17 protein-coding genes and 1 pseudogene are annotated in these 18,055 nt (G+C 57.4%); 9 read left to right on the plus strand and 9 right to left on the minus strand.

All coding sequences use genetic code 11. The features are described from left to right. Positions 1 to 17 precede the first annotated feature (17 nt). The 5 genes from dnaE to tilS all read left to right on the plus strand — a co-directional run bounded on the left by dnaE (position 18) and on the right by tilS (position 8,542). Positions 18 to 3,500, plus strand: a complete 3,483-nt coding sequence (gene dnaE / locus ABLV76_RS16430; RefSeq protein ID WP_017900653.1) for a DNA polymerase III subunit alpha — start codon at positions 18 to 20, stop codon at positions 3,498 to 3,500. Between the two features lie 12 nt (positions 3,501 to 3,512). Next, the gene (gene accA, locus ABLV76_RS16435) at positions 3,513 to 4,472 is read left to right on the plus strand and encodes an acetyl-CoA carboxylase carboxyl transferase subunit alpha (RefSeq protein WP_004204460.1); all 960 of its coding nucleotides are present in this window, start codon (positions 3,513 to 3,515) and stop codon (positions 4,470 to 4,472) included. 113 nt (positions 4,473 to 4,585) lie between these two features. Beyond that, positions 4,586 to 6,739 (plus strand): lysine decarboxylase LdcC, encoded by a 2,154-nt coding sequence (locus tag ABLV76_RS16440; RefSeq protein ID WP_348878387.1) that lies wholly within the window; start codon positions 4,586 to 4,588, stop codon positions 6,737 to 6,739. Between the two features lie 46 nt (positions 6,740 to 6,785). After that, positions 6,786 to 7,175, plus strand: a complete 390-nt coding sequence (locus ABLV76_RS16445) for a VOC family protein (protein ID WP_004204463.1) — start codon at positions 6,786 to 6,788, stop codon at positions 7,173 to 7,175. 53 nt (positions 7,176 to 7,228) lie between these two features. Continuing rightward, positions 7,229 to 8,542 (plus strand): tRNA lysidine(34) synthetase TilS, encoded by a 1,314-nt coding sequence (gene tilS, locus ABLV76_RS16450; protein WP_108433553.1) that lies wholly within the window; start codon positions 7,229 to 7,231, stop codon positions 8,540 to 8,542. 12 nt (positions 8,543 to 8,554) lie between these two features. Here the strand turns inward: tilS and rof are convergent, their stop codons facing one another. Then, positions 8,555 to 8,815, minus strand: coding sequence for a Rho-binding antiterminator (gene rof / locus ABLV76_RS16455; protein ID WP_002889424.1), 261 nt, complete (start codon positions 8,813 to 8,815; stop codon positions 8,555 to 8,557). Beyond that, the gene (locus ABLV76_RS16460) at positions 8,802 to 9,002 is read right to left on the minus strand and encodes a YaeP family protein (RefSeq protein ID WP_002889429.1); all 201 of its coding nucleotides are present in this window, start codon (positions 9,000 to 9,002) and stop codon (positions 8,802 to 8,804) included. The genes rof and ABLV76_RS16460 overlap by 14 nt, the downstream gene beginning before the upstream one ends. 196 nt (positions 9,003 to 9,198) lie before the next feature. On the opposite strand from ABLV76_RS16460, the gene ABLV76_RS16465 reads away from it, so the two are divergent. From ABLV76_RS16465 to nlpE, 3 genes are read left to right on the plus strand one after another with little or no spacing between them, the layout of a single operon-like run. Continuing rightward, positions 9,199 to 9,744, plus strand: coding sequence for a YaeQ family protein (locus ABLV76_RS16465; RefSeq protein ID WP_004204466.1), 546 nt, complete (start codon positions 9,199 to 9,201; stop codon positions 9,742 to 9,744). Next, the gene (gene arfB / locus ABLV76_RS16470; protein ID WP_004204468.1) at positions 9,741 to 10,154 is read left to right on the plus strand and encodes an alternative ribosome rescue aminoacyl-tRNA hydrolase ArfB; all 414 of its coding nucleotides are present in this window, start codon (positions 9,741 to 9,743) and stop codon (positions 10,152 to 10,154) included. Before ABLV76_RS16465 ends, arfB begins: the two co-directional genes overlap by 4 nt. 42 nt (positions 10,155 to 10,196) lie before the next feature. Beyond that, positions 10,197 to 10,895: an envelope stress response activation lipoprotein NlpE gene (gene nlpE / locus ABLV76_RS16475; protein ID WP_004204471.1), complete on the plus strand. Its 699-nt coding sequence runs from the start codon at positions 10,197 to 10,199 to the stop codon at positions 10,893 to 10,895. A gap of 189 nt (positions 10,896 to 11,084) precedes the next feature. On the opposite strand, the pseudogene ABLV76_RS16480 reads toward nlpE, so the two are convergent. From ABLV76_RS16480 to metN, 7 genes and pseudogenes are all read right to left on the minus strand, one after another. Beyond that, positions 11,085 to 11,378, minus strand: a pseudogene (locus ABLV76_RS16480) (hypothetical protein); the annotation flags it as partial. Between the two features lie 58 nt (positions 11,379 to 11,436). Further along, positions 11,437 to 13,155 carry a proline--tRNA ligase gene (proS, locus tag ABLV76_RS16485; protein WP_004204474.1) on the minus strand — a complete coding sequence of 573 codons (1,719 nt, stop codon included), beginning with the start codon at positions 13,153 to 13,155 and terminating at the stop codon, positions 11,437 to 11,439. Between the two features lie 112 nt (positions 13,156 to 13,267). After that, positions 13,268 to 13,975 (minus strand): tRNA (N6-threonylcarbamoyladenosine(37)-N6)-methyltransferase TrmO, encoded by a 708-nt coding sequence (gene tsaA / locus ABLV76_RS16490; RefSeq protein WP_017900660.1) that lies wholly within the window; start codon positions 13,973 to 13,975, stop codon positions 13,268 to 13,270. Then, positions 13,972 to 14,379, minus strand: a complete 408-nt coding sequence (rcsF, locus tag ABLV76_RS16495; protein WP_004204477.1) for an Rcs stress response system protein RcsF — start codon at positions 14,377 to 14,379, stop codon at positions 13,972 to 13,974. Before rcsF ends, tsaA begins: the two co-directional genes overlap by 4 nt. 107 nt (positions 14,380 to 14,486) lie before the next feature. Then, positions 14,487 to 15,302: a methionine ABC transporter substrate-binding lipoprotein MetQ gene (gene metQ, locus ABLV76_RS16500; RefSeq protein WP_002889445.1), complete on the minus strand. Its 816-nt coding sequence runs from the start codon at positions 15,300 to 15,302 to the stop codon at positions 14,487 to 14,489. A 43-nt stretch (positions 15,303 to 15,345) separates the two neighbouring features. Beyond that, positions 15,346 to 15,999, minus strand: coding sequence for a methionine ABC transporter permease MetI (locus ABLV76_RS16505; RefSeq protein ID WP_004204478.1), 654 nt, complete (start codon positions 15,997 to 15,999; stop codon positions 15,346 to 15,348). Then, entirely contained in the window at positions 15,992 to 17,023 is a 1,032-nt protein-coding gene (gene metN / locus ABLV76_RS16510; RefSeq protein ID WP_002889450.1) for a methionine ABC transporter ATP-binding protein MetN, read from the minus strand. The genes ABLV76_RS16505 and metN overlap by 8 nt, the downstream gene beginning before the upstream one ends. A 188-nt stretch (positions 17,024 to 17,211) precedes the next feature. On the opposite strand from metN, the gene gmhB reads away from it, so the two are divergent. Continuing rightward, the gene (gene gmhB, locus ABLV76_RS16515) at positions 17,212 to 17,778 is read left to right on the plus strand and encodes a D-glycero-beta-D-manno-heptose 1,7-bisphosphate 7-phosphatase (protein WP_004204479.1); all 567 of its coding nucleotides are present in this window, start codon (positions 17,212 to 17,214) and stop codon (positions 17,776 to 17,778) included. Positions 17,779 to 18,055: the final 277 nt, after the last annotated feature.

Raw genomic sequence — 18,055 nt, forward strand, 5'->3', positions numbered from 1 at the left:
GTCACCGGGATCTAAAGATGGCTGAACCACGTTTCGTACACCTGCGGGTGCACAGCGACTATTCCATGATCGATGGGCTGGCAAAGACCGGGCCGCTGGTCAAAAAGGCGGCCTCGCTTGGCATGCCAGCGCTGGCGATCACTGATTTCACCAATCTCTGTGGGCTGGTGAAGTTCTACGGGACGGGACACGGCGCGGGGATTAAGCCGATCGTCGGCGCCGATTTCCACGTGCAGTGCGACCTGCTCGGCGACGAATTTACCGAGCTGACCGTGCTGGCGGCGAATAACACCGGCTACCAGAACCTGACTCTGCTGATTTCCCGCGCCTATCAGCGCGGCTACGGCGCCCTGGGGCCGTGGATCGATCGCGACTGGCTGGTGGAACATCAGGAAGGGCTGATTCTGCTCTCCGGCGGCCGTAAAGGCGACGTCGGCGTCAGCCTGATCCGCGGCAACATGCCGCTGGTTGAGCAGTGCGTCGCCTTCTATGAAGAGCATTTCCCGGATCGCTATTTTCTGGAGCTGATCCGCACCGGTCGTCAGGATGAAGAGAGTTATCTTCATGCCGCCGTGGCGCTGGCGGAAGCGCGTGGTCTGCCGGTGGTGGCGACCAACGATGTCCGCTTCCTCGACACTGGCGACTTTGACGCCCATGAAATCCGCGTCGCTATTCACGACGGCTTCACCCTCGACGACCCGAAACGGCCGCGCAACTACTCGCCGCAGCAATATATGCGCAGCGAGGAAGAGATGTGCGAGCTGTTCGCCGATATTCCGGAAGCGCTGGCAAACAGCGTTGAAATTGCCAAGCGCTGCAACGTCACCGTGCGGCTTGGCGAATATTTCCTGCCGCAGTTCCCGACCGGCGATATGACCACGGAAGATTTCCTGGTGATGAAATCGAAAGAAGGTCTGGAGGAGCGGCTGGAATTCCTCTTCCCGGATCCGGAAGTGCGCGCGAAGCGCCGGCCGGAATACGACGAGCGTCTGGATATCGAGCTGCAGGTGATCAACCAGATGGGCTTCCCCGGCTACTTCCTGATCGTGATGGAGTTTATCCAGTGGTCGAAGGATAACGGTGTGCCGGTCGGCCCGGGCCGCGGTTCCGGCGCCGGTTCGCTGGTGGCCTACGCGCTGAAGATCACCGATCTCGACCCGCTGGAGTTCGACCTGCTGTTCGAACGTTTCCTTAACCCGGAGCGTGTCTCAATGCCCGACTTTGACGTCGACTTCTGCATGGAGAAACGCGACCAGGTTATCGAGCACGTGGCGGATATGTATGGCCGCGACGCGGTATCGCAGATCATCACCTTCGGTACCATGGCGGCGAAAGCGGTCATCCGGGATGTGGGCCGCGTGCTGGGTCACCCGTACGGCTTTGTCGACCGCATCTCCAAGCTGGTGCCGCCCGATCCGGGCATGACGCTGGCGAAAGCCTTCGAGGCCGAGCCGCAGCTGCCGGAGATCTACGAGGCGGACGAAGAAGTGAAAGCGCTGATCGACATGGCGCGTAAGCTGGAAGGGGTGACGCGAAACGCCGGTAAGCATGCGGGCGGCGTGGTTATCGCACCGACCAAGATCACCGACTTCGCCCCGCTGTATTGCGATGAGCAGGGGCTGCATCCGGTTACCCAGTTTGACAAGAACGACGTGGAATACGCCGGGCTGGTGAAATTCGACTTCCTCGGTCTGCGTACGCTCACTATCATTAACTGGGCGCTGGAGATGATTAATAAGCGCCGTGAGAAGAACGGTGAAGGGCCGCTGGATATCGCCGCCATCCCGCTGGATGACAAGAAAAGCTTCGACATGCTGCAGCGCTCGGAAACCACTGCGGTCTTCCAGCTTGAATCGCGCGGCATGAAAGATCTGATTAAACGCCTGCAGCCGGACTGCTTCGAAGATATGATCGCTCTGGTGGCCCTGTTCCGCCCGGGCCCGCTGCAGTCGGGGATGGTAGATAACTTTATCGACCGTAAGCACGGCCGAGAAGAGATCTCGTATCCGGACGTGCAGTGGCAGCATGAAAGCCTGAAACCGGTGCTGGAGCCGACCTACGGCATCATCCTGTATCAGGAACAGGTCATGCAGATTGCCCAGGTGCTGTCCGGGTATACCCTCGGCGGCGCGGATATGCTGCGTCGCGCGATGGGTAAGAAAAAGCCGGAGGAGATGGCCAAGCAGCGTTCTATCTTTGAGGATGGGGCGAAGAAAAACGGCATTGACGGCGAACTGGCGATGAAAATCTTTGACCTGGTGGAGAAATTCGCCGGTTACGGGTTTAACAAATCGCACTCCGCCGCGTACGCGCTGGTTTCTTACCAGACGCTATGGCTTAAGGCGCACTATCCGGCTGAGTTTATGGCGGCGGTAATGACCGCCGATATGGATAACACCGAGAAGGTCGTTGGCCTGGTGGACGAGTGCTGGCGGATGGGGCTGAAAATTTTGCCGCCTGATATTAACTCCGGCCTGTACCATTTCCACGTCAACGACGACGGCGAGATCGTCTACGGTATCGGCGCCATCAAGGGCGTCGGCGAAGGGCCGATCGAAGCGATCATTGAGGCGCGCAACAACGGCGGTTATTTCCGCGAGCTGTTCGACCTCTGCGCGCGGACCGATATTAAAAAGCTCAACCGTCGCGTGCTGGAAAAGCTGATTATGTCCGGGGCGTTCGATCGTCTCGGTCCGCACCGTGCGGCGCTGATGAATTCGCTGGGCGATGCGCTGAAAGCCGCCGACCAGCACGCCAAAGCCGAGGCCATCGGCCAGGCTGATATGTTCGGCGTACTGGCGGAAGAGCCTGAGCAGATTGAACAGTCCTACGCCAGCTGCCAGCCGTGGCCTGAGCAGGTGGTGCTGGATGGTGAAAGGGAGACCCTGGGGCTGTACCTGACCGGGCACCCGATTAACCAGTATCTTAAAGAGATTGAGCGCTACGTCGGCGGCGTGAGGCTCAAAGACATGCATCCGACCGATCGTGGAAAAGTGACCACGGCGGCGGGGCTGGTGATTGCGGCGCGGGTAATGGTCACCAAGCGCGGCAATCGTATCGGCATCTGTACCCTGGATGACCGTTCCGGGCGGCTGGAAGTGATGTTATTCACCGACGCGCTGGATAAATATCAGCAGTTGCTGGAAAAAGACCGCATACTTATCGTCAGCGGACAGGTCAGCTTTGATGACTTTAGCGGGGGGCTTAAAATGACTGCCCGTGAAGTCATGGACATTGACGAAGCCCGGGAAAAATATGCTCGCGGGCTTGCTATCTCGCTGACGGACAGGCAAATTGATGACCAGCTTTTAAACCGACTCCGTCAGTCTCTGGAACCCCACCGTTCGGGAACCATTCCAGTGCACCTCTACTATCAGAGGGCGGATGCACGCGCGCGGTTGCGTTTCGGCGCAACATGGCGCGTCTCTCCGAGCGATCGTTTACTCAACGATCTGCGTGGCCTTATCGGCTCGGAGCAGGTGGAACTGGAGTTTGACTAATACAGGAATACTATGAGTCTGAATTTCCTAGATTTTGAACAGCCGATTGCAGAGCTGGAAGCGAAAATCGATTCCCTGACTGCGGTAAGCCGTCAGGATGAGAAACTGGATATTAACATCGACGAAGAAGTGCATCGTCTGCGCGAGAAAAGCGTAGAGCTGACGCGCAAAATCTTCTCCGATCTCGGTGCATGGCAGGTTGCGCAACTGGCGCGCCACCCGCGCCGTCCTTACACCCTGGATTATGTCCGCCTGGCGTTCGACGAGTTTGACGAACTGGCCGGTGACCGTGCCTACGCTGACGATAAAGCGATTGTCGGCGGTATCGCGCGTCTTGATGGTCGTCCGGTGATGATCATTGGCCATCAGAAAGGTCGCGAAACCAAAGAAAAAATTCGTCGCAACTTTGGTATGCCGGCCCCGGAAGGCTACCGCAAAGCGCTGCGCCTGATGGAGATGGCTGAGCGGTTTAAAATGCCGATCATCACCTTCATCGACACCCCGGGCGCCTACCCGGGCGTTGGCGCGGAAGAGCGCGGCCAGTCGGAAGCGATCGCTCGCAATCTGCGTGAAATGTCGCGTCTGAGCGTGCCGGTGATCTGCACCGTGATCGGCGAAGGCGGCTCCGGCGGCGCGCTGGCGATCGGCGTGGGCGACAAGGTCAACATGCTGCAGTACAGCACCTATTCGGTGATTTCGCCGGAAGGCTGTGCCTCCATTCTGTGGAAGAGTGCGGATAAAGCGCCGCTGGCTGCGGAAGCGATGGGCATTATCGCCCCGCGTCTGAAAGAGCTGAAGCTGATCGATTCTATCGTTCCGGAACCGCTGGGCGGCGCCCACCGCAACCCGGAAGCGATGGCGGCAAACCTGAAAGCGCAGCTGCTGGCGGACCTGGCCGATCTCGATCTTCTCAGCGAAGAAGAGCTGCTTAACCGCCGCTATCAACGTCTGATGAGCTACGGTTACGCCTAAGTATTCCGCTAGCGAAAAAGACTAAGGGCCGGATTTTCCGGCCCTTTTTTTATGTGCGATGCGCCCAGGGGATTGCTATGATGCTGGACTTAGGTGAATACCAGGAGGAAAGCGTGAATATCATCGCCATCATGGGGCCTCACGGCGTCTATCACAAAGACGAGCCGATCAAAGAACTGGAAGTGGCGCTGCAGCGCCAGGGCTTTCAGACCATCTGGCCGCAAAACAGCGCCGACCTGCTGCAGTTTATCGAGCACAACCCGCGCATCTGCGGCGTGATCTTCGACTGGGATGAGTACAGCGTCGATCTGTGCAGCGATATCAATCAGCTCAATGAATATCTGCCTCTGTACGCCTTTATTAACGCCCACTCGACGATGGATGTCAGCAGTCAGGATCTGCGCATGACGCTGTGGTTCTTCGAATATGCGCTGGGACTCTCCGAAGAGATCGCCACCCGCATCGGGCAGTATACCCGCGAGTACCTGGACAATATCACCCCGCCGTTTACCCGCGCGCTGTTTAACTATGTGCAGGAGGGTAAATATACCTTTTGTACGCCGGGTCATATGGGCGGCAGCGCCTATCAGAAAAGCCCAGTGGGCTGCCTGTTCTATGACTTTTTTGGCGGGAATACGCTGAAGGCGGATGTCTCGATTTCGGTCACCGAGCTGGGCTCTCTGCTGGATCATACCGGCCCGCATCTGGAGGCGGAGGAGTATATCGCTCGCGCCTTTGGCGCCGAGCAAAGCTATATGGTGACCAACGGTACCTCAACGTCCAATAAAATTGTCGGCATGTACTCGGCGCCAGCCGGCAGCACGCTGCTGATTGACCGTAACTGTCACAAATCGCTGGCCCACCTGCTGATGATGAGCGATGTGGTTCCCCTGTGGCTGAAGCCGACCCGCAACGCGCTGGGGATCCTCGGCGGTATTCCCCGGCGCGAGTTTACCCGCGACAGTATTCAGCAGAAAGTGCGCGACACGGGCGGGGCGCAGTGGCCCGTGCATGCGGTGATCACCAACTCCACCTACGATGGCCTGCTCTACAACACCACCTGGCTTAAAGAGACGCTCGACGTCCCATCGATCCATTTCGATTCCGCCTGGGTGCCGTATACCCATTTCCATCCGATATATCAGGGGAAAAGCGGCATGAGCGGTGAGCGGATCCCCGGTAAAGTCATCTTCGAGACGCAGTCGACGCATAAGATGCTGGCCGCGCTGTCGCAGGCCTCGTTGATCCACATTAAGGGCAACTATGATGAAGAGACCTTTAATGAAGCCTTTATGATGCATACCTCTACATCGCCGAGCTACCCCATCGTCGCGTCGATTGAGACCGCGGCGGCGATGCTGCGCGGTAACTCCGGTAAGCGCCTGATCCAGCGCTCCATTGAGCGGGCGCTGGACTTCCGCAAAGAGGTGCAGCGACTGCGCGAAGAGTCGGACGGCTGGTTCTTTGATATCTGGCAGCCGGAAGCGGTGGATAAAGCCGAGTGCTGGCCGGTAGCGCCGGGCGAAGACTGGCACGGTTTCAAAGATGCCGATGCGGATCATATGTATCTCGATCCGGTGAAGGTCACCATTCTGACGCCGGGCATGGACGAGCAGGGGAATATGGATGAAGAGGGGATCCCGGCGGCGCTGGTGGCGAAGTTCCTCGACGAGCGGGGCGTGGTGGTAGAGAAAACGGGCCCCTACAACCTGCTGTTCCTCTTTAGCATCGGTATCGATAAAACCCGGGCGATGGGGCTGCTGCGCGGCCTGACCGAGTTTAAGCGTGCCTACGATCTCAATCTGCGGGTGAAGAATATGCTGCCGGATCTGTACGCCGAAGATCCCGACTTCTACCGCAATATGCGGATCCAGGATCTGGCGCAGGGGATCCACCGCTTGATCCGCCAGCACCAGCTGCCGCAGCTGATGCTCAGCGCCTTTGACGTCCTGCCGGAAATGAAAATGACGCCGCATCATGCCTGGCAGCGCCAGATTAAAGGTGAGGTGGAAACTATTGAACTGGAGAACCTGGTGGGCCGGATTTCGGCCAACATGATCCTCCCTTATCCGCCGGGGGTACCGCTGCTGATGCCAGGAGAGATGATCACGGAGGAGAGCCGGGCGGTGCTCGACTTCCTGCTGATGCTCTGCTCCATAGGACGTCATTACCCGGGGTTTGAGACCGATATTCACGGCGCGAAGCGCGATGAGGACGGCGTTTATCGGGTACGAGTCTTAAAAAATGACGAAAGGCTTGCGCGTTAACGGCGCGCACGAGTAACGTGGCTGGCTTAACAGAAGGAGTTTGACCATGCTGGGTTTGAAACGGGTTCACCATATTGCCATCATTGCGACCGACTACGCCCGCAGTAAAGCGTTCTATTGCGATACTCTGGGGTTTACGCTGCAAAGCGAGTTTTATCGCGCCGAGCGTGACTCCTGGAAAGGCGATCTGGCGCTCAACGGCGAGTATGTGATTGAGCTGTTCTCGTTCCCGTTTCCGCCAGCCCGCCCAAGTCGTCCGGAAGCCTGCGGGCTGCGTCATCTGGCCTTTAGCGTGGATGATATCGACGCTGCGGTAGCGCATTTGACTGCGCATGGCGTGGAGTGCGAAGCGATTCGCGTCGATCCCTTTACCGGTAAACGCTTTACCTTCTTTAGCGATCCGGACGACCTGCCGCTGGAAATATATCAGCAGTAAACCTTGCCAGCGCGACCCTGGCCCGGTAACGTGCCGGGCCATCACTTCTTGGTATGTTTGTGGTTATGACGGCTGACATTGCGCATACGCTTCATCCCCATCGCCAGCTGCTGGTGGCCTTCAGCGGCGGTCTGGACTCGACGGTTCTTCTGCATCAGCTGGTGCTGCTGCGGGAACAGGATCCCTCGCTGACGCTGCGGGCGGTGCATGTTCACCACGGCCTTAGCGCCCACGCAGACGACTGGGTGGCGCACTGTCGGCAGATTTGCCAGCAGTGGCAGGTGCCGTTGGTGGTGCATCGCGTGACGTTAGCCCGGGGCGGCCTGGGCGTCGAGGCCCATGCCCGTGCGGCGCGCTATCAGGCCTTTCAGGATACGCTCAATGCCGGCGAGGTGTTAGTGACCGCCCAGCACCAGGATGACCAGTGCGAAACGCTGCTGCTGGCGTTAAAACGCGGCAGCGGTCCTACTGGTCTGTCGGCGATGGCGCCATCCTCTGCCTTTGCCGACAGCCGACTACTGCGTCCTCTCCTCAATGAAACCCGCGAATCGCTACGCCAGTGGGCGCTCGCCCATCAGTTGTCGTGGATTGAAGATGAGAGTAATCAGGACGATACCTATGACCGCAACTTTCTGCGCCTGCGGGTGATCCCGCTGCTGCGCGAGCGCTGGCCGCACTTTAGCGAGGCCGTCGCCCGCAGCGCCAGTCTGTGCGCCGAGCAGGAGCAACTGCTGGACGAGATACTGGCGGCGGAGCTCGCGTCGCTGGCGGCCGAAGACGGGTCGCTGGCTATCGCACCACTGACGTCGATGAGTTCTCCCCGCCGCGCGGCGCTGCTGCGTCGCTGGCTCGCCGGGCAGCGGGCGCCGATGCCTGCCCGCGAGGTGCCGGAGCGCCTCTGGCACGAGGTGGCGCTGGCGCGGGAAGATGCCAGCCCCTGCCTGCGGTTGGGGGAATTTACCGTCCGTCGTTTTCAGCAGCGCTTGTACTGGGTGAGATATGTACCCGGGCAGGCGGATAGCGTCCAGCACTGGCCCGACTGGCGCCAGCCGCTGCGGCTGGCGGACGGTCTCGGCGAGCTGATGCTGCAGCCGGGCGGCAGGCTGCGCCCGCCCTCGGCGGATGAGCCGATCACCGTCCGCTTTCGCGCCAGCGGCAATCTGCATATCGTCGGGCGTCATGGCGGCCGTAAGCTAAAGAAGATCTGGCAGGAGCTGGGCGTTGCTCCGTGGCGACGAGACACCACGCCGCTGCTGTTTTACGGTGAAACGCCGATTGCCGCAGCGGACAATCTGTTTGTGACCCACGAAGGTGAAGTCAAAGACGGGGAAGGGGTCAGTCTGACATGGAGGAAAACGGGCGGTTAAGCCCGTTTTGATTCAGGATTCGCTCACCACCACGGTGCCGATTTCCGGGTGACTGAAGCTGGCGATTTTATCCAGGCGCAGCTCGCGGACGTTGCCGGCGAGTTCGACCACCAGATACTCGATATTTTTACGCGAGATTAGATCGCTGGCCTTCGCCTGCAGCTGTTCGCCATCCTTCAGCGCCAGCGTCAGCACCAGGTGATGCTGGCAGGCCAGCTCCAGGTTGTCGTAATCATCGCAGTTAATGGGTTGATAAGTATCATTCATTGACATAATCGCTCACCAGTAAGTTTGCTGCCGCATAAGCGGCCTTTTCCCTGACTGACTCCGAAAGGGCCTCATCCGCCGCAATCTCATTTAATACTTTCAACACGCAACCCAGCGCATCCGGGATATACCCTAAGTCTCCGCTGGCTATTTCCGCATACCGCTTGCGTATTAACTCACAATAGTGGTCCACATGCCCTCCTGTCAGCGTTCTGACTCAACCGTGGGATGCAAGTTTAAGCCTACGAAGATAAACTCTGTTTAGCAAGGGAACTATATCATAGTCATTTAAGCAATTTCAGCAGGATGAAACAGGTTGCTGCGATTGCTGACAGCCTTTTGCCGCCAGTTTCGCTACAATGTACGCCATTTTTTTCAGGAGTTTATTCATGGCGCTGAAAGCGACGATATATAAAGCCGCGGTGAATGTAGCCGATCTGGATCGCAACCAGTTTCTGGATGCTAACCTGACGCTGGCGCAGCACCCGTCGGAAACCCAGGAGCGCATGATGCTGCGCCTGCTGGCGTGGATCAAATATGCCGATGAACGGCTGCAGTTTACGCGCGGCCTTTCGTCAGACGACGAGCCGGAGCTGTGGCTGCTTAACGATCATCTCGGGGTTGATCTGTGGATCGAGCTGGGGCTGCCGGACGAGAAACGTATCAAGAAAGCCTGCTCGCGGGCGCAGGCGGTGGCGTTGTTCGCCTATAACAGCCGGGCGGCTGAAATCTGGTGGCAGCAAAATCAGAACAAGCTTGCGGCGTACCCGAAGCTGACCATCTGGTATCTTGATGATGCCCAGCTGGCGCAGCTTAGCGCTTTTGCCGACCGCACGATGACGCTGCAGGCCACTTTGCAGGAGGGGAGCATCTGGTTATCCGATGCTCAGAATAATCTGGAAATTCAGCTTACCGCCTGGCAAGCGCCGGCATGATTACTATCAGCCGCAGTGTGGCCATTGCTGACAACGAGATCACGCTGGAAGGTATTCGCGCCCAGGGGGCCGGGGGCCAGCACGTGAACAAAGCGTCGACCGCGATCCATCTGCGCTTCGATATTAAAGCCTCGAGCCTGCCGGCGTTTTACAAAGAGCGCCTGCTCGCCGCCAGCCATCACTTAATTTCTGCTGACGGTGTGGTTATCATTAAGGCTCAGGAATATCGCAGTCAGGAGATGAACCGCGAAGCGGCGATCGCCCGGCTGGTGGCCCTTATCAAAGAATTAACCGCAGTGCAAAAAAGTCGCCGGGAGACGCGACCGACTCGGGCATCCAAAGAGCGTCGCCTTGCTTCTAAGGCGCAAAAGTCCTCAGTCAAGGCGCTGCGTGGAAAAGTTCGCCAGTGAAGGCGTCGGCGAACGGGTGGAATGGATCATAAGGAAAGTAGAGTGAAGAAAATCATATTCTCCGTGATAGCGGCCTGTTCGCTGTTCGCGCTGTTTGGTTGTAACCATCGCGCCGAAAATGACACGGTTCAGCCGGCAGCGATGGAAGAGCTCAAACCGATGCAGCAAAGCTGGCGTGGGGTGCTGCCCTGCGCGGATTGCGAAGGCATCGACACCTCGCTGTTCCTGGAAAAAGACGGTACCTGGGTGATGAATGAGCACTACCAGGGCGCTGGTCGTGAACCATCTTCCTTTGCCTCTTACGGCACCTGGGCGCGTACAGCGGATAAGCTGGTACTGACCAACAGCAAGGGCGAAAAATCGTACTTTCGCGCGAAGGGCGACAAGCTGGAGATGCTCGACCGCAACGGGAGTCCCATTCAGTCTCCTCTCAACTATACCCTGGAGCCGGTGAAGGCCAGCCTGCCGACCACCCCGATGGCGATGCGTGGCATGTACTTCTATATGGCCGATGCGGCAACCTTTACTGATTGCGCGACCGGTAAACGCGTCGCGGTGGCGAACAATGCCCAGCTTGAGCGGGATTATGCCGCTGCCCGCGGCAATGATTCACGTCCGGTTCTGCTGGTGGTGGAAGGGCACTTTACCCTCGAGGCGAACCCGGATACCGGCGAAATGATGAAAACGCTGATGACGGATCAGGCCGGCAAATTTATTCCAGGGAAAGACTGCGGACACTGATTGTCCGGCTCCTGCCCGGGAAACGGGCAGGAGATACGCCTCAGCGGTAGCCGGCCAGCGGACTTCGGTTATGGTGGTTTTACCGTCCCCCCCTTTTCCACCAACCATAGCGCACGAATCATGAGCCTCATGACGGGTGGGAAAGGGCAAATCGTTCTTTTACTCCGCACCGGCCTTCGGATTGTTCACCAGATACAGCGCGACGTGGCTCACGGAAGAGGGACTGAAGGCGCGGATCCCAAACGAAGTGACGCCGAGGCTGGAGAAGAAGAGCAGGTCGCCGGAACGTAGGTCGCTTTCGGCGATTTCGCGCAGTCCGCTGCCGGCAATCGAGCTTTGGCGCTGGAGGGGGACCGCCCATGGCAGTGAGCGGCTATCGGTAGCGGATGCGGAAGGGGCGTTGCGGCCGACGTCTACAGTGCAGGCGGTAGGCAGGAGCAGGGCGGAGGTCAGCAGCCCGCTACTGAGGAGAGGTCCAGTCACGGGTGCAGTACTTGTAAAAAAAAGGCCCTGACATCCGTTCAGGGCCCTGGTTGGGTGATTAGCCTTTTATCGCTTTAACCAGATATTCCACAATATCCCCGGTCTTAATCAGCTGCTTCTCACCGTTGCGACGATACTTGTATTCGATATCGTCATTGTCGAGGTTACGATCGCCCAGCACGATGGTGTGCGGGATACCGATCAGCTCCATATCTGCGAACATCACGCCCGGACGCTCTTTACGATCGTCCATCAGCACTTCAATACCCTGGGCGCTCAGCTCGGCGTACAGTTTCTCCGCCAGCTCCTGCACACGGTAAGATTTGTGCATGTTCATCGGCAGGATCGCCACCTGGAACGGCGCAATCGCATCCGGCCAGACGATACCGCGATCGTCAAAGTTCTGCTCAATCGCCGCCGCCACTACGCGAGTGACCCCGATACCATAGCAGCCCATCGTCAGGATCTGGTTGCGGCCATCTTCGCCCTGGACCGCGGCTTTCATCGCCTCGGAGTACTTCGTCCCCAGCTGGAAGATATGACCCACTTCGATACCGCGCTTGATAAGCAGGGTACCTTTGCCGTCCGGGCTCGGATCGCCGGCGACGACGTTACGGATGTCCGCGACTTCCGGCGTGGCGACATCGCGGTCCCAGTTGATGCCGAAGTAGTGTTTGCCATCGATGTTGGCGCCGGCGGCGAAATCGCTCATCACCGCCACAGTACGGTCGATAATCACCGGCACCGGCAGGTTCACCGGACCCAGAGAGCCCGGACCGGCTTTCACCAGGGCGCGGATCTCTTCTTCGGTGGCGAAGGTCAGCGGGCTGGCGACCTGCGGCAGTTTTTCCGCTTTCACTTCGTTCAGCTCGTGATCGCCGCGCACCAGCAGGGCAACCAGCGGGGAAGCGCTATCTTCAACCGCTTTCACCAGCAGGGTTTTCACGGTTTTTTCGATCGGCAGGTTGAACTGCTCAACCAGCTCGGCGATGGTTTTGGCGTTCGGCGTGTCGACCAGGGTCATCTCCTGGGTGGCGGCCGCGCGCGGCGTTTTCGGCGCAACGGCTTCCGCAAACTCGATGTTTGCCGCGTAGTCGGAGCTGTCGGAGAAGATCACATCGTCTTCGCCGCTCTGCGCCAGCACCTGGAATTCATGAGAGGCGCTGCCGCCGATAGAGCCGGTATCAGCCTGTACCGCGCGGAAGTCCAGCCCCATGCGGCTGAAGATTTTACTGTAAGCGGCGTACATCGCATCGTAGGTTTCCTGCAGCGATTCCTGCGAAGTATGGAAAGAGTACGCATCTTTCATCAGGAATTCGCGGGAGCGCATCACGCCGAAACGCGGACGCACTTCGTCGCGGAATTTGGTCTGGATCTGATAGAAGTTCAGCGGCAGCTGCTTATAGGAGTTCAGCTCGTTGCGGATCAGGTCGGTGATGACCTCTTCGTGGGTTGGACCGAGGACGAACGGACGATCGCCACGATCGGCAATGCGCAGCAGTTCCGGGCCGTACTGCTCCCAGCGACCGCTCTCCTGCCATAGTTCAGATGGCTGAACGACCGGCATTAACACCTCGATCGCACCGGCGTTGTTCATCTCTTCACGCACGATGTTTTCGACTTTTTTCAGGACGCGCACGCCGGTCGGCAGCCAGGTGTATAACCCGGAGGCCAGCTTGCGGATCATCCCGGCGCGCAGCATCAGCTGGTGGCTGATTACCTCGGCGTCGGCAGGTGTCTCCTTCAGAGTGGAGAGCAGATATTGGCTAGTACGCATGTTGTAACGGTTCCAGTTAAACGAGCGGAACAGGCTGGTTGCCCAGCCTGAAACAAAAAAAGTGGTTTAGTTTACCAGTGTGGCAAAGATGCCAAAAGAGAGGAAAATAAAATTAGCGCGCTTCGAGGGCAAAGACTTCAAAACCGGCGGCAGTCACCCGCCAGCGGACGTTGAAATCCAGCAGCCAGACGGCGTAATTTTTACCTGCCTCTTCTTCCTTACGATAGGCCGGACGCGGATCCTGCGCCAGCACCTCTCGGATAAACGCCTTCAGATGCGGATAACGCTTCTCCAGATGCAAAAGCTGCGTTTCGACCTCGGCGGTAAAACTGACGACCTGATCCGCCTGCGGTGCCTGTTGCGCGTAGCTGGCGTGCGCGTTGGGCAGCGCTTCGGCAAACGGCAGATAGGGTTTGATGTCGACCACCGGCGTACCGTCGACGAGATCGAGGCTGCCGAGCTCCAGTATCACCTGCTCTTTTTGACAGCGAACGCCCTTCAGCTCAACCAGCGACATGCCAATGGGATTGGGGCGAAACGTGGAGCGGGTGGCGAAGACGCCCATACGCGCGTTGCCCCCGAGACGGGGAGGGCGCACCGTCGGACGCCAGCCGCCTTCCATGGTCTGATGAAACACAAACAAGATCCACAGATGGCTGAAGCTTTCCAGACCACGCACGGCGTCGGCCTGGTTGTAGGGCGCGATCAGATGGAGTTCTCCGCCGCCGTGCTTGACCAGACCCGGCTGGCGAGGCACGGCAAACTTCTCTTTATACGGCGAGCGGATAACGCCTATCTGCGCGAACTGAAATGCACTCATTGCGCCGATACGTTAAGCGCCGAGCCCAGACAAACCGCCTGACGGTAGCAGCCTGGGGTACCGCTGGTCACTTCGCAGCGGTGCAGCAGGACAGCATTGGCTTTCATTCGTGCGGCATTAATCTGCAGGCGCTTGCGGGCGGTAGGGATATTCGGCGGAGAATCCTGATTCGAAGCCTGGCAGGACTCGCCAGACACTTCACCCAGATCGCGGAACGGTTTACCTACCAGCTCTGACGCATCGGTATAAATACGTACCGGCGCCGGACGGGTTGCGCGTGGTTTGGTCGGCTCCGATTTAACCGGAGGAGTTGCAGTGCTTTGAACAGGCTCGACGGGAGATCTGCTTAGCATGGAACAACCGCTTAACATGAGTGCTATCAAACAGACCGGTAAAGCACGCATAATATTTCCTCAATGAATAAAAAACAGGGCGTTATTGAATCAGGTGCTTGCATAAATGACAAGACGGGCGTGAAGCCCGTCCTGAATGATATTACGGTGAGAAAAGATTACCAGCCTTTCACTGCGCCGCCGTTAAAGATCTTGTTTGCTGCTTCGTAAACTTCATCGCTCTGGTAAGCCTGAACGAATTTTTTCACATTCTCAGCATCTTTATTGTCTTCACGCGCCACGATCAGGTTCACGTACGGCGACTCTTTCCCTTCAACAAAGATGCCGTCTTTCGCCGGGGTCAGGCCAATCTGGCTGGCGTAAGTGGTGTTGATAACGGCCAGCGCAATCTGCGCGTCGTCGAGAGAACGCGGCAGCTGCGGCGCTTCCAGTTCAACAATCTTCAGGTTTTTCGGGTTCTCGACGATATCCAGTGAGGTCGGCAGCAGGCCAACGCCGTCTTTCAGTTTGATCAGGCCCACCTGCTGCAGCAGCAGCAGAGAACGACCGAGGTTGGTCGGATCGTTAGGGACGGCGATCTGCGAGCCCGGCTGCAGTTCGTCCAGCGATTTGATTTTCTTCGAGTAACCCGCGATCGGATAGACGAAGGTATTGCCGACAGCCACCAGCTTGTAGCCGCGGTCTTTAATCTGCTGGTCGAGGTACGGTTTATGCTGGAAGGCGTTGACGTCGATATCACCTTTGCTCAGCGCTTCGTTCGGCAGAACGTAATCGTTGAAGGTCACCAGCTCAACGTCAAGGCCATACTTCTCTTTTGCCACTTTCTGCGCGACTTCAGCGACCTGCTGCTCCGCCCCGACGATAACGCCGACTTTAATATGATTCGGATCTTTTTCATCCTGACCGCAACCCACCAGCGCCAGAGAACCGATTAACGCACCAACTGCCGCAAAGGTTTTGAAATTAAAGGCCATGTTATTTCCTTCCTGTAAGAATGAGTGTTGTCTGCCAATAACGTTATTTATGAGTCACAGCCCGGACGATGCGATCGCCAGAGAATTGAATTAAATAAACCAGAATAACCAGCAATACCAGTACGGTATTCATCACGGTGGCGTTGTAGCCGATATAGCCATACTGATAACCAATCTGCCCCAAACCGCCGGCGCCCACCGCGCCGCCCATGGCGGAATAGCCCACCAGGGTGATAAGAGTGATAGTGGCGGCGTTGACCAGACCCGGCAGCGCTTCAGGCAGCAGAACCTTACGCACGATCTGCAGCGGCGTAGCGCCCATTGCCCGGGAGGCTTCAATAAGGCCTGTCGGGATCTCCAGCAGCGCGTTCTCCACCATGCGAGCGATAAACGGCGCGGCGCCCACTGTCAACGGCACGATCGCCGCCTGCAGGCCGATTGAGGTGCCGACGATCACGCGGGTAAACGGAATCATCCAGACCAACAGGATAATGAACGGGATGGAGCGGAAAATGTTCACCAGCGCCGACAGCGTCCGGTACAGTTTAGCATTGGCGACGATTTGCCCCGGACGGGTCACGTACAGCAGCACGCCCACCGGCAGACCAAGGACAAAACCGAAGAAGCCGGAGACAAAGGTCATTGCCAGCGTTTCCCATACGCCGCGCAATAGCAGCCACATCATTGCCTCAGACATAACCCAATACCTCTACTTTTACATGATGTTCCTGCAGCCAGGCGATAGCCGCCTGAGTGTCTTCCTGTGTACCGTGCATTTCAGTCAGCATGATGCCGAACTTCACCCCGCCGGCATAATCCATCTGCGCGCTAATAATGTTGTTATTCACGTTGAAGCGACGCGCGGTTTCAGAAAGCAGCGGCGCATCGACGGAGTGGCCGGTAAATTCCATGCGCAGCATTGGTACGCTATCCGCTGTAGCGGTAGGTTTCAGGCGCGCCTGGTAGTCATCCGGAATATCCAGGTGCAGGGTCGACTGAATAAACTGCTGGGCCAGCGGCGTCTTCGGATGGGAGAAGACTTCGCTCACCGTGTCCTGCTCAATCAACTGGCCGTTGCTAATCACTGCCACGCAGTCGCAAATGCGTTTCACCACATCCATTTCGTGGGTGATCAGTAGGATGGTCAGCCCCAGACGACGGTTAATATCTTTCAGCAGTTCGAGAATGGAACGGGTGGTGGCCGGATCCAGGGCGCTGGTGGCTTCATCGCACAGCAGTACCTTGGGGTTACTGGCCAGCGCGCGGGCAATGGCGACACGCTGTTTCTGACCGCCGGAGAGATTAGCCGGATAGCTGTCGTGCTTATCACCCAGGCCGACAAGATCCAGCAGCTCCGTCACGCGGCGTTTGATTTCTGCCTGTGGCGTGTTATCCAGCTCCAGAGGTAACGCCACGTTGCCGAAAACGGTGCGGGATGCCAGCAGGTTAAAATGCTGGAAAATCATGCCAATCTGACGGCGAGCGCGGGTTAGCTCTTTTTCCGACAGCGCAGTCAGCTCCTGACCGTCAACCTGTACGCTGCCCTCGGTCGGGCGCTCCAGCAGGTTAACGCAGCGAATCAGCGTACTTTTACCGGCGCCGGAGGCACCGATGACGCCGTAAATCTGTCCGGCAGGGACATGCAGGCTGACGTTATTCAGCGCCTGAATGCTGCGATTCCCCTGCTGGAACACTTTGGTGATATTGGAAAGTTTAATCATCAGTTATTTATTATCATTTAGCCGTTTGCCGTGGCATTTTCTTCTGCCGTATCCAGGCGATGCCTGGCAATGAAATGGATGTTAAGGCATCCAGACGTCTAAATCAATCTGACTCTTTATAATGAGCACTTTCTTGCATGCGGAAACATGCGATACTAACGGCACTAGCCTTTTTCAGGAGCAAACCGGTGGCAAAGTCAGTACCCGCAATTTTTCTCGACCGTGACGGCACTATTAATGTCGATCATGGCTACGTCCACGAAATCGACAATTTTGAATTTATCGATGGCGTCATTGACGCAATGCGCGAACTAAAAGAGATGGGCTACGCGCTGGTGCTGGTCACTAACCAGTCCGGTATTGCTCGCGGTAAATTTACCGAAGCCCAGTTTGAAACGCTGACCGAATGGATGGACTGGTCTCTGGCAGACCGTGGCGTCGATCTGGACGGTATCTATTATTGCCCGCATCACCCGCAGGGTGCGGTTGAGGAGTACCGTCAGACCTGTGATTGCCGTAAACCGCATCCGGGGATGCTGATCTCCGCTCGCGATTATCTGCATATCGATATGGCCGCTTCCTATATGGTAGGGGACAAACTGGAAGATATGCAGGCTGCAGCGGCCGCTGATGTCGGTACTAAAGTGCTGGTGCGTACCGGTAAGCCTGTTACTGAAGAAGCGGAAAAAGCCGCGGACTGGGTGCTAAATAGCCTGACAGAGCTGCCGGCGGCGATTAAAAAGCAGCAAAAATAAGCGTTACGTATAAAAGATGAGCGGTTGAAATAAAATTGTATTTTTCCGCTTGTCATTCCCGGCGGGCTCCCTATAATGCGCCTCCATCGACACGGCGGATGTGAATCACTTCACACAAACAGCCAGTTCGGTTGAAGAGAAAAATCCTGAAAAACGGGTTGACTCTGAAAGAGGAAAGCGTAATATACGCCACCTCGCGACAGAGCGCTAAAGCGCGTCGCAACTGCTCTTTAACAATTTATCAGACAATCTGTGTGGGCACTCAAAGTGACATGGA

Source organism: Klebsiella sp. GB_Kp047, assembly GCF_040065235.1.
GTDB classification, from domain to species: Bacteria; Pseudomonadota; Gammaproteobacteria; order Enterobacterales; family Enterobacteriaceae; genus Klebsiella; species Klebsiella quasipneumoniae.

Coding starts and splice junctions, on each gene's coding strand:
- dnaE (WP_017900653.1), top strand. CDS start 18: ATGGCTGAACCACGTTTCGTACACCTGCGGGTGCACAGCGACTATTCC.
- ABLV76_RS16465 (WP_004204466.1), top strand. CDS start 9,199: ATGGCGCTGAAAGCGACGATATATAAAGCCGCGGTGAATGTAGCCGAT.
- tilS (WP_108433553.1), top strand. CDS start 7,229: ATGTTTGTGGTTATGACGGCTGACATTGCGCATACGCTTCATCCCCAT.
- ABLV76_RS16505 (WP_004204478.1), bottom strand. CDS start 15,999: ATGTCTGAGGCAATGATGTGGCTGCTATTGCGCGGCGTATGGGAAACG.
- rcsF (WP_004204477.1), bottom strand. CDS start 14,379: ATGCGTGCTTTACCGGTCTGTTTGATAGCACTCATGTTAAGCGGTTGT.
- arfB (WP_004204468.1), top strand. CDS start 9,741: ATGATTACTATCAGCCGCAGTGTGGCCATTGCTGACAACGAGATCACG.
- tsaA (WP_017900660.1), bottom strand. CDS start 13,975: ATGAGTGCATTTCAGTTCGCGCAGATAGGCGTTATCCGCTCGCCGTAT.
- metQ (WP_002889445.1), bottom strand. CDS start 15,302: ATGGCCTTTAATTTCAAAACCTTTGCGGCAGTTGGTGCGTTAATCGGT.
- rof (WP_002889424.1), bottom strand. CDS start 8,815: ATGTCAATGAATGATACTTATCAACCCATTAACTGCGATGATTACGAC.
- accA (WP_004204460.1), top strand. CDS start 3,513: ATGAGTCTGAATTTCCTAGATTTTGAACAGCCGATTGCAGAGCTGGAA.
- proS (WP_004204474.1), bottom strand. CDS start 13,155: ATGCGTACTAGCCAATATCTGCTCTCCACTCTGAAGGAGACACCTGCC.
- metN (WP_002889450.1), bottom strand. CDS start 17,023: ATGATTAAACTTTCCAATATCACCAAAGTGTTCCAGCAGGGGAATCGC.
- ABLV76_RS16445 (WP_004204463.1), top strand. CDS start 6,786: ATGCTGGGTTTGAAACGGGTTCACCATATTGCCATCATTGCGACCGAC.